Annotated in this window: 10 protein-coding genes; all 10 read left to right on the top strand. The window is 45.0% G+C overall.

Going from position 1 to position 10606, the window contains the following annotated elements; translation table 11 throughout:
• Positions 1 to 899 (top strand): IS1634 family transposase (locus BM243_RS11850; RefSeq protein WP_143093588.1); only part of this gene is annotated, 899 nt, incomplete at its 5' end.
• A gap of 381 nt (positions 900 to 1280) precedes the next feature.
• Positions 1281 to 2489, top strand: coding sequence for a DUF3798 domain-containing protein (locus tag BM243_RS11845; protein WP_074912563.1), 1209 nt, complete (start codon positions 1281 to 1283; stop codon positions 2487 to 2489).
• A 113-nt stretch (positions 2490 to 2602) separates the two neighbouring features.
• Positions 2603 to 4207, top strand: a complete 1605-nt coding sequence (locus BM243_RS11840; RefSeq protein ID WP_074912562.1) for a sugar ABC transporter ATP-binding protein — start codon at positions 2603 to 2605, stop codon at positions 4205 to 4207.
• On the top strand, positions 4200 to 5294 hold the full coding sequence (locus tag BM243_RS11835; RefSeq protein WP_074912561.1) for an ABC transporter permease subunit: 1095 nt from the start codon (positions 4200 to 4202) through the stop codon (positions 5292 to 5294). The genes BM243_RS11840 and BM243_RS11835 overlap by 8 nt, the downstream gene beginning before the upstream one ends.
• Complete coding sequence (locus BM243_RS11830) at positions 5294 to 6769, top strand: ABC transporter permease subunit (protein ID WP_074912560.1); 1476 nt, start codon at positions 5294 to 5296, stop codon at positions 6767 to 6769. Before BM243_RS11835 ends, BM243_RS11830 begins: the two co-directional genes overlap by 1 nt.
• A gap of 160 nt (positions 6770 to 6929) precedes the next feature.
• The gene (locus BM243_RS11825) at positions 6930 to 7679 is read left to right on the top strand and encodes a hypothetical protein (RefSeq protein WP_074912559.1); all 750 of its coding nucleotides are present in this window, start codon (positions 6930 to 6932) and stop codon (positions 7677 to 7679) included.
• 55 nt (positions 7680 to 7734) lie between these two features.
• Positions 7735 to 8418: a pyrimidine 5'-nucleotidase gene (gene yjjG, locus BM243_RS11820; RefSeq protein ID WP_074912558.1), complete on the top strand. Its 684-nt coding sequence runs from the start codon at positions 7735 to 7737 to the stop codon at positions 8416 to 8418.
• A gap of 106 nt (positions 8419 to 8524) precedes the next feature.
• Positions 8525 to 9415 (top strand): alpha/beta fold hydrolase, encoded by an 891-nt coding sequence (locus tag BM243_RS11815; protein ID WP_177213516.1) that lies wholly within the window; start codon positions 8525 to 8527, stop codon positions 9413 to 9415.
• 82 nt (positions 9416 to 9497) lie between these two features.
• A complete protein-coding gene (locus BM243_RS11810; protein ID WP_074912557.1) occupies positions 9498 to 10148 on the top strand; it encodes an adenylate kinase in 651 nt (216 codons plus the stop codon).
• Positions 10149 to 10305: 157 nt separating this feature from the next.
• On the top strand, positions 10306 to 10521 hold the full coding sequence (locus BM243_RS11805; RefSeq protein ID WP_242943553.1) for a CsbD family protein: 216 nt from the start codon (positions 10306 to 10308) through the stop codon (positions 10519 to 10521).
• Positions 10522 to 10606: the final 85 nt, after the last annotated feature.

Here is a 10606-nt window from a genome sequence, read left to right as displayed (position 1 = left end):
TCAGCTATACGCTGAAACGATCCACGCAAGAGTTTAAAGAACTGGCCTTGAATCCCGATGGATGGAAAGTGACTTCTGAAAACGAAGAGAGCGGCGAAGTTCTGACCATGGAGAAAGTGGTGGAACAAACACTGGAATACAAGACAGAAGGTCTAGCGCTGGACGCACCGGAGGGTGCGGAAGAAGGCGTGAAAAAGAAGCGTGGACGACCTAAAAAGTATCAACACCATGCTGTTCCGGTGAAGATCCATCTGACATGGAGCGCCAAAAGAGCGTCGAAAGACCGCGGTGATCGGCAACGAATGCTTGAAAAACTGATAAAAAAAATGGATAAGCCTTATCAGCTGAAAGCAGCGGTGAAAAGAGGGGTAAACCAGTTCTTGGAGATGGAACTGGAGACAGAAAACTGGAAAATCAGCGAGGAGAAAATTAAAGAATCTGAAAAATATGATGGATATTATGCTATCATCACGAACAACCTAGAGTTATCAACCCTTGAAGTAGTTGAAATCTATCGTGGTTTGTGGAGAATCGAAGAGAGTTTCAGAATCATGAAGACAGATTTACAGGCAACTCCTGCTTTTGTTTGGACCGATAAACATATCGAAGGACACTTTGCATTGTGCTTTTTAGCCTTAACTACTATGAGATATCTGCAGTATAAGATTACAGATCACACTGGAGCGCAAGTATCCGCTGCAAATCTCATGGAAGCTTTGTCAGGACCTACCGTTATTACACAGGGGACTTATCCCAATATTACCGTAACCCCGATCAATATAAACCAGACATACCTGGACATCAGCAAGATCCTCGGCATGTCAGCACTTAGACAGAACATGACTTTGACTCAGTTTCGGAGTGCAACAAAATTGAATTTAGTGAAGAATCTAGAATAAGTGTACAAAAAAACCGCTGGAAACAAGGTGAAAGCCTTGTGTTTCCAACGGTTTTCTTAATATTAAGTTCTAAAGTCAGGAGAAACTTCGGGAGAAAAGCAGGGATCTTTGTATCGATGAAAATCAGGCTTCGATATCAATCACTAAAATGAGCAGGACTTCCAAGCAAATGAATAATATCCTGCAAAACTGAATAACCATACAAAATTGACTTGCAAAATTTTCTGATATTTTAATAATGTGACACTGTACTTCACTAAAAATTTGATAATTATTAATAAAATTGTTGAATTATAAACAAAGTCGCTGTATAATCGTCATAATTCATAATGATTCGTATTGGATAATACGAACATTAATATGATGAAGGGGGAAAGAAATATGTTGAAAAAAGCCATGTCACTTTTAATTGCATCCCTGATGGTGATTTCCATGGTTGGCTGCCGTAGCGGAGAAGCTCCAGAAGAGACTCCAGGCGGAGAAACACCGGTGGAAGAACCAGGCGAAGAGACACCTGAAGAACCAAGCGGAGAAGCTGAAGACTATAAGATCGGTATCATCACCGGTACAGTGTCCCAAGGAGAGGAAGAATACCAGGCTGCTCAGAATATGCTGAAGAAGTATGGAGACAAGATAGTCACTGCCACGTATCCTGACAACTTCTCCTCAGAAACTGAAACGACCATCGCAAACGTTGTTTCTCTAGCATCTGATCCAGCAGTAAAAGCCATTGTGTTTGTACAGGCGGTTCCTGGTGCAGCGGCTGCCATCGACAAGGTACGTGAAACGCGTCCTGATATGCTGTTTGTCTCTGGTGTAGCAGCAGAAGACCCAGCCACCATCGCATCCAAATCAGACATCGTTATGCTGGTGGATGAAATCTCCATGGGCAGATCCATTCCTCAGAAAGCCGCTGAAATGGGGGCTAAGACTTTTATCCATTATTCCTTTGCCCGTCATCTTTCTTATGCGACCATCGCAGCCCGCCGTGAGCTGATGATTGATGAATGCAAGAAACTTGGCATCGAGTTCGTTGATGTCAATGCACCAGACCCAACAGGAGATGCTGGTGTATCCGGAGCTCAGCAGTTTATTCTGGAAGACGTTCCACGTCAGATCCAGCAGTATGGAAAAGACACCGCGTTCTTCTCCACCAACTGTGCTATGCAGGAACCACTCATCCGTTCCATTCTGGAACAGGGTGCAATTTACCCACAGCAGTGCTGTCCAAGCCCATACCATGGCTACCCAGCAGCACTCAACGTGAATGTATCCGGTCATGAAGGCGATGTAGACTATATGCTTTCCTCCATTGACGAAGTGCTTACTGAATATGGCCAGGAAAACAGAATGTCCACATGGAGCGTTCCAATCAACATGCTGATGGTAGAAGCTGGCGTAGATTATGCTATTGAATTCTTAGAAGGCAGAACCAGCGGTAGAGTAGATGAACCAGCTCTTACAAAAATCGTCAACAGAATCGCAGGTGGAGAAGGTTCCGCTCAGATTACGCACTTTGATGAAGGTGGCGTGAAGCTGGACAACTACTACATGATTCTCTGTGATTTCTACGATTTCGGAGACAACTAAAACTCAGTAAGTTATCAGACTGATTACATAAAGAGTCGCCGGCTTCAAGCGACAAGCCGGCGACTCTTTTTCGATAACAGAAATAAAGATACAACTTCAAGGGGGGATTCTATTTGGACACGAATTATCTTCTCCATATGGACAATATCTCAAAAGAGTATTATGGCAATAAAGTGCTGAAAAATGTAAGTCTTGCTATAAAGCCTGGAGAGATTCATGCACTCATGGGTGAAAATGGAGCGGGGAAGTCCACACTCATGAACATTCTTTTTGGCATGCCGGTGATTCACCAGACGGGTGGATTTGAAGGAACCGTAAAAATTGACGGGCAGGCCGTTTCCATCGATGCGCCCCACCACGCCATGAATTTTGGCATTGGTATGGTGCATCAGGAGTTTATGCTCATTCCGGGATTTACCGTAACAGAGAACATCAAAGTTGGACGAGAAATCACCAATCCTACTTTTTTGAGCCGTGTTCTGGGGAAAAACCTTGAAACTTTGGATACAGAGCAGATGAGAAAGGATGCGAAAAAAGCACTGTCAGATATTGGTCTCAATATCGAAGAATACGTAAAAGTCGCGGGTCTACCCATCGGTTATATGCAGTTTGTGGAAATTGCCCGTGAGATTGACAAGACCGGAATCAAGCTTCTTGTGTTTGATGAGCCTACTGCGGTGCTTACAGAAAGCGAGGCAGAAAGACTTCTTGAAATTATGAAACTCATCTCCAGCAAGGGCATTGCAATTATATTTATTACCCACAGACTGGACGAAGTCATGGCCGTGGCTGACAGCCTGACGGTGCTTAGAGATGGTGAGTTTGTGGCCAGAAAAGAAGTGAAGGACTCCAATGTGGTGGAGATTGCAGAGCTTATGATCGGTCGTAAAGTGGAAAAACTGGTGGATGGACTTGAGGATGAAAAAAGAGAAGTGGATCCCAAGAAGATCGCCCTGTCTTTAAGAGACTTTCATGTGATGATGCCTGGAGAAATGGTGAGAGGGATTGACCTTGATGTCTTCGAAGGGGAGATTTTTGGCATCGGGGGTCTGGCAGGACAGGGGAAAATCGGTATACCCAATGGAATTATGGGGCTGTATGAGACAGAAGGGGCTGTAACTTTTTTTCAGGAGATGCTGGAGCTGGATAAGCTTGGCAATGCCCTTCTACATGGAATTGCCTGTGTTTCTGAAGACCGTAGAGGGGTGGGTCTTTTACTGGAAGAGTCCATTGAGGAAAACATCGCCTTCTCTGCCATGCAGGTAAAGGAAAATTTCCTGAAGAAAATCGGACCGCTGAAACTTTTTGATCAGAAAAAAGCCAGAGACCATGCCAAGGAGATGATCAGGCTTCTGGATATCCGCTGTACTGGACCCAAGCAGCCCGTAGGGGCGCTATCTGGTGGAAATCAGCAGAAGGTTTGTCTTGCCAGAGCACTGACCATGTCACCAAAGCTTCTCATTGTATCAGAACCTACACGAGGGATTGACATTGGCGCAAAAAAACTGGTGCTGGAGTATCTTATGAGGCTCAATCGTGAACAGGGCATCACCATCATGATGGTCAGTTCTGAGCTTGTGGAGCTTCGGTCTTTATGTGACCGTATCGCCATTGTTTCAGACGGTAAAATCGTGACCATACTGAAACCTGATGACAAAGATGCGGAGTTTGGTCTTGCCATGGCGGGATCCAGGAAAGAAGGTGCGAAACATGCGTGAAAAACTGCATAAGATTTATGATAACATCGGGCTTCCAAGAATCATCATCATCAGTTTCTTCCTGTTTATGCTGATCATTGCCCTGCCATTGGGGCTTAATGTGCAGAGTCTCCTGGGGGATGCCATAAGACGTTGGGCTATGTACGGAATTCTGGTGCTTGCCATGGTGCCTGCGGTTCAGTCCGGTATTGGACTGAATTTTGGTATTTCTCTGGGAATTGTGGCTGGACTCATTGGTGCCACCTTTACCATTGAAATAGGCGTCGGCAACCCATTTCTTAGTATATTCCTGGCACTGTCCATCGCCATAGCCCTGGGAAGTCTCTTTGGCATCGGTTATGGACTCCTTCTCAACCGTGTGAAGGGCTCTGAAATGACCGTATCCACCTATGTGGGATTCTCTGTCATTGCCTTTATGAATATGGTATGGCTTTCTCTTCCTTATAAGAATGGAGATCTGATCTGGCCGCTGGGGGGCCAAGGCATGAGAAACACCATCAGTCTTTCCAGCAGTTTCGGTCATGTGTTCAACAATATTCTGGATTTCAGTTTTGGCATCAAAGATGGCGCATTCTACGCGACACCTGGGGATGACAAGTTCGGCCTTTATATTCCAACAGGACTGATTCTTTTCTTCCTGTTCTCCTGTTTCCTGGTATGGCTGTTTATGAGAAGCAAGGCTGGCATGGCCATGAGCGCTGCCGGTGCCAATGAGCAGTTCACAAAAGCATCCGGTATCAATGTGAACAAGATGAGGATTCTTGGTACCGCTATATCTACAGCTCTGGCTGCGGTAGGAATCATTATTTATGCCCAAAGCTATGGATTTCTCCAGCTTTATAATGCACCTCTTATGATGGGATTCCATTCCGTTGCTGCCGTGCTTATCGGCGGAGCAAGTATCAAGAGAGCGAAAATCTCCCATGTGCTCATCGGTGCGTTTCTGTTTCAGGGAATTCTCGCGGTGGCACTTCCTGTGGCCAATAAGATTCTTCCAGAAGGAAATCTGTCGGATGTCATCCGAATCATCATTTCCAATGGAATCATTCTCTATGCGTTATCGAAGACCAAGGGAGGTGCAAAATAATGACCATGAAGAATAAAGTGATGCACTTTCTCAATGAAAACAAGGTAGTTCTCCTCTTTGTACTTCTATGTATCGGTGCCATCATCGCCTCAAAGAATCCATTGACCTTCGTTGCGGGAGAGCTGTTCACAAGAATCGGCCGTAATGGATTTATGGTACTGGCGCTTCTCATTCCTGTCCTGGCGGGTATGGGGCTGAATTTTGGTATCACCATTGGTGCCATCGCAGCACAGATTGCTGTATTCTGGGTGGTGTACTGGGGATTCAAAGGGATTGAAGGGTTTATTCTCAGTCTTCTTATGGCAACACCTGTGGCCATTTTATTTGGCTATCTCGTTGGAAAGCTGTTCAATCAGATGAAAGGCGCTGAAATGATTGCAGGTATGGTTCTGGGATTCTTTGCCGATGGACTGTATCAGCTCTTTTTCCTGTATGTCATTGGTGGCATCATTCCTGTGAATAATCCTACCTTGATCATCTCAGGAGGGATTGGCGTCAAAAATACCATCGACCTGGCGGGAAACCTCAAGTATTCCCTGGATACGGTATCCATGCTGAAGCTCATCGAGATTCTGTTTTTCGTCTCTGTGGGGCTGCTTCTTCTTAAAATGATTTTCAATAAAGTGAAGAAGACCGGTGCACCAGTTCTGAAAGACATCCTGACCCTAGCGGTTTTATTGGGCATATACGGACTGACCTTTATCCCTTCGGTGGAAAAATTCCTGTCCACGGACAGGCTTCTTCTCCTGGACGGCGTCACCATAGGGGTGATCGCCTTAGCCATCTTGCAGCTCTACAAGATGGTGGACGCAAAGTTCATCTCCAAGAAAGAGAGTTTCAATTTCAAGGAACCAGTGGCGATGCTGATTGTTTTAGGCATCACCTATGCACTGACTTATGTGAAGGCCATTGAGACCATACTGCTTTATGTCAAGATTCCTGTGACCACCTACTTTGTCATTGTGCTTCTATGTATTTTCAACAATATGCTCCTGAAGACAAGACTTGGCCAGAATATGAGAACTGTAGGCCAGAGCAGAGTGGTTGCCAATGCTGCCGGTATAAATGTGGATCGGACAAGAATCATCGCTATGGTGATTTCTACAGTACTGGCTTGCTGGGGACAGCTGATATATCTCCAGAACATCGGTACCTTCTCCACCTATGGAGCCCATACTCAGGTGGGACAGTTTGCCATCGCCGCTCTTCTTGTAGGCGGTGCTTCTGTACAAAAAGCCACGAATAAACAAGCCATCTTGGGGGTAATCCTGTTCCATACACTGTTCATTGTGGCACCCCAGGCGGGAAAAGAGCTTTTCAACAATGCTCAGCTGGGTGAATACTTCCGTGTGTTTGTGGCCTATGGCGTAATCGCGGTATCTCTTGCCATGCACGCCTGGAAGGGGAAGGTCAAACCAAAGATCGAAGCGCCTCCCACACCACCAGCTTCTGATCCAGCCCTTGAAAAAGCATAGAACTTGGAAAAGAGTCTGCATGCAGGCTCTTTTTTTCTTGGATAATTAAGTGAGGATACGGAGTTATGTTCTTTTTTCTCTGAAAACTTAAGATATTGTTTAGAAAAGGGGCTGATAGGCTGTGCTACACTGAAGAAAAGAACAGGAGAGGTGAGCTTTTGTGGGGAAAAAAATCATCATAGGTCTTTTAGGTCTCCTACTGATTGCGGTAACAGCTTTAACCATATTCTTTTATACGGACCACAGATACAGTTATGTCATCAGAACCTACCGGGCTCTTTCAGAGGTTCAGTCCATGGAAATCGCCTATAAAAGCAGAATGGGTCTGGGAGAGAATCAGTTGGGCATCCACGGCACTGCATCCATGACCTTTGCACCGAAAGCATCTTTTATTGAAGTGTATACAGAACTTCCCTTTCTAGGGTCCCAGAAGATCATGGATATTTATACCGAAGAGAAGGAGGTTTATCATAAATTCAATCTGGCATTTCTGCCTTGGCAAAGGGGCATTCCCATGCTTTCAGAGGATGCCTTCAATCCTTCTAATCTCACTGAACTGTCTCCAAAAGCGGAGCTAATTCCGATTCTTCGTTTTCTTTCTTCCCTAGAGAAAGAGGAGGATGAGGAGAAACTTACCTACTATACTACGGACTTCTTCACGCCGGAAGAGTTTAAAAAAATCCTATCTGAAACACTGAAACTGGAGGGCATGAACACAGAAGACTGGAACATCACGTCCTACAGGATCTCAGCAGTTTTTGACAAGGAAGAAAAACTGCTGAAGGAGGTTCGGGTGGAGTTTACGAATCAGGTGCGGAATCTGTCCATGGACAATGAGTTCTCTTTGGAGATTCTTTCTGTGAACTCCGTGGAGACCATTGAAAAACCCCAGGGACTTCCTGAGGAATAAGGAGAAAATGGTATATAATGGATAGAGACTATACGTAAAGAGAGGAGTTGCAATTTTGAAATACGACATACTTTTATTTGACGCAGACGATACACTATTTGATTTTAAAAAGTCTGAGAAGGAAGCTTTTCTCAGCACGCTGAAGGATTATGGTCTGGAGGAGCACAAGTCGGTTTATTTTGACACTTATCATGAGATCAACACAAAAATATGGAAAGAATTTGAGGAAGGAAAAATCACCCAAAGTGTTCTGAAGATTGAGCGCTTCCAGAGACTGAAGGAAGCGCTTTGTGGAGATTTTCAGGCCGAGGATTTCGCGGAGCGCTATATGGATCATCTGGCAGAGGCTTCTTTCCCTTATGAGGAGTCCCATGAGCTTCTTCAAAAGCTTTCGGGCAAAGTCCGGATGGGCATCATCACCAACGGACTGAAAAAAGTCCAGAGAAAAAGGATCAGACAATCGGTCCTCAGCCACTACTTTGAAGCTATTGTCATTTCTGAAGAGGTACAGGTCTCCAAGCCCGATGAGAGGATCTTTGAGCTGACCCTGGATCTCCTGGGTGAAGCACCAAAGGATAGAATCCTCATGGTGGGAGACAGTTTGGGGTCGGATATTCTAGGGGGCATACGCTTTGGTATCGATACCTGCTGGTTCAATCCGAGAAGTAAAATCAATAAAGGAGAGATTGTGCCCACTTATGAGATCGCTCATCTTCATGAGATTCTGAACCTGTTGTAGGATGGAACCTCCTTAGTACCGGTGGTTCTCCCGCTGCCCTTTTCTTTGCTTTAGTAGTGCTCATCTGCCTTGGGTGTTCCTTTGCTCTACTGAAAGGATGAGGAGAATGGAAGGCATTCGGTCATTATTCAAGAGTGGTTTCACGAAAGAGTCCCGGAGAATGGAGTTTCTCGTCCACTATGACAAAGCCATGAGATTTCTGCCCCGAGCCCGGACCATTTATGATGTGGAAACCACCTTTGGTACGGTACGTGTTTATTATTATGCCAGTAAAGGGAGCGAGGAGAAGGTGCCCCTTATTCTGCTCCATGGACATTATGCATCCACCATCATGTGGCAGCCGAATCTTCTCCCTTTGTCTGAGAGAACGCCGGTATATTCTGTGGACCTTTTGGGAGAACCAGGAAGAAGCAGATTAAGTAAACCTCTCTGGAAAGACAAAGATCATGCCGCTTGGCTGAAGGAAGTCATGGGAAAGCTTGAAATATCTTCTGCCATCCTCATGGGATCATCCATGGGAGGGTATTATGCGGTGAACTTTGCGAGGTATTACCCCGAAATGACGGAAGGCCTCATCCTTCTGGATCCGGTCTTTGTATTTTCTGGAGTATCCGCCCATACAGTGAAAGAGTTTGTGAGAATGGGCTTCAGCAAAGATAAAATGATCCCCTTTCTTCTGAACCGGAAAGACTTTCCCTTCAAAGACACCTTGGGAAAATCCATCACTCTGGGTCTGAAGTACTTTCGGTTCAGATCCCCGGTGCCTAGAAGAATCCCGGAGAAAGATCTTAGGAATCTGAAGCTTCCGGTGCTGGCTCTTATGGCTGGAAACAGTCTTCTTCATGATGCGGAAAAAGCCTTCCAGTATGGAAGAAAAGTTGTGCCCTCCATTGAAATGGAGTACTGGAAAAATGCAAGCCATGCCTTGAGCTTTACAGAAAGTGATGAAGTCAATGAAAGGATACTGTCCTTTCTACTGGCCCACTTTGACCTCTAAAAACACTCTTTTTTCATATGCTTGTCTGTGGTATGCTTAATATAAAGATTCAGAATAGTTTGTGAATGCATGGAGGTGTCATATGCGAGTAGTTCTTTTGGGTCCCCCTGGTGCTGGGAAAGGCACACAGGCAAAAATCATTTCTAAGGTTCTTTCTGTACCTCATATCTCCACCGGAGATATTTTCATGAAAAATATCCGGGAAGAGACAGAACTTGGCATCAAAGCGAAGGAGTACATCCACAAAGGCCTTCTGGTGCCAGATGAGGTGACCATCGGGCTTGTTGAAAACAGACTGGAAGAAGAGGATGCTGGGGAAGGGTATCTTCTGGATGGATTTCCAAGAACGCTTTCTCAGGGAGAAGCGCTTTTAAAACATCTGGAGTCTTCCCATAAGATGCTGGATGCGGTTGTGTTTTTGGATGTCCCCCATGAGGAGCTGCTGCTCCGTATGGAAGGAAGAAGAGTCTGCAGCAGCTGCGGCGCAAGCTACCATCTGACATTCAATCCACCCAGGGAGATGGAGGTCTGTGATCTTTGCAGTGGCCATCTTATCATCAGAAAAGATGACACCGAAGAAGCGGTGAAGGAAAGGCTTCGGGTGTATGAGTCTGAAACAAAACCTCTCGTTCATTTCTTCGAACTGAAAGGACTGCTGAGAAGAGTGGATGGCACAAAAGAGATTGATGAAGTCACAGAAGATGTTCTGGAGGCACTTCAGATCAAAGTATGAGGAAAAGATGACTTCAATGAATGAACCGGAAAGACTTTGTTAATATCTCATGATATCGTGGAATCTGTAGAGATCTTTATGTTACCATAGGGTTACAGTAGTACTTCATCCGGAAGAAGTTACAATGATAGCATAAAAGAACATAGGAGGATATGTTATGTCAGATATGAAAGATAAGTTTGATATTGAAAAAGACAGAGTGAAAGGGAAGTTCAACGAGGCCGTTGGAGAAGCCACAGATGATGAGGCTCAGGAGCTGAAAGGAAAGCTTCAACAGAAGAAAGCGGATCTTCGTGAAGATTTTGAGGAAGCCAAGGATAAGGTTTCAGAGAAAATCAATGATATCCTGGACCGCGATGATAAAAACAGATAAATGAGGTTTTAGAAAAGTCCTTCGGGGCTTTTCTTTTTTTGCTGATAAAGAAAAAATGATGATCTGAAGAAGAAGCAGGAGGGAG

It is taken from the genome of Proteiniclasticum ruminis (assembly GCF_900115135.1).
Taxonomy (GTDB): Bacteria; Bacillota; Clostridia; order Clostridiales; family Clostridiaceae; genus Proteiniclasticum; species Proteiniclasticum ruminis_A.
Note: the sequence above shows the minus strand (reverse complement) of the source record. Positions and strands in the feature narration are given on the sequence as shown.

Coding starts and splice junctions, on each gene's coding strand:
- BM243_RS11810 (WP_074912557.1), top strand. CDS start 9,498: ATGCGAGTAGTTCTTTTGGGTCCCCCTGGTGCTGGGAAAGGCACACAG.
- BM243_RS11845 (WP_074912563.1), top strand. CDS start 1,281: ATGTTGAAAAAAGCCATGTCACTTTTAATTGCATCCCTGATGGTGATT.
- BM243_RS11835 (WP_074912561.1), top strand. CDS start 4,200: ATGCGTGAAAAACTGCATAAGATTTATGATAACATCGGGCTTCCAAGA.
- BM243_RS11815 (WP_177213516.1), top strand. CDS start 8,525: ATGGAAGGCATTCGGTCATTATTCAAGAGTGGTTTCACGAAAGAGTCC.
- BM243_RS11830 (WP_074912560.1), top strand. CDS start 5,294: ATGACCATGAAGAATAAAGTGATGCACTTTCTCAATGAAAACAAGGTA.
- BM243_RS11805 (WP_242943553.1), top strand. CDS start 10,306: ATGTCAGATATGAAAGATAAGTTTGATATTGAAAAAGACAGAGTGAAA.